General features: G+C 77.3%; 1 protein-coding gene. It reads left to right on the top strand.

The window, feature by feature from the left end; genetic code table 11:
* Window positions 1-321: 4-alpha-glucanotransferase (locus IH48_RS34055; RefSeq protein ID WP_037844252.1), on the top strand; the 321-nt coding region annotated here is incomplete at both ends.

The raw sequence follows: 321 nt of genomic DNA, 5'->3' as shown, positions 1-321 counted from the left end.
GGCTCCTCGTCCAGCTCTACTCCCTGCTCTCCCACCGCTCCTGGGGCATGGGCGACCTCGGTGACCTCGCCGAGCTCACCGCCTGGGCCGGCCGCACCCTCGGCGCCGGATTCGTGCAGGTCAACCCGTTGCACGCGGCCGTACCCGGCGCCCCCACCGACCCCTCCCCGTACCGGCCCTCCTCCCGCCGCTACCCCGACCCGGTCCACCTGCGGGTGGAGGACGTCCCCGAGTACCCCTACGCCGACGCCCCCGCCCGCCTCGCCGAGCTCCGCGCGGAGGGCGCCCGGCTGCGCGCCGCCGTCCTGCACGAGGACGCGC

It is taken from the genome of Streptomyces sp. NRRL F-5126 (genome assembly GCF_000721265.1).
In the GTDB taxonomy this organism is placed as follows: Bacteria; Actinomycetota; Actinomycetes; order Streptomycetales; family Streptomycetaceae; genus Streptomyces.
Note: the sequence above shows the minus strand (reverse complement) of the source record. Positions and strands in the feature narration are given on the sequence as shown.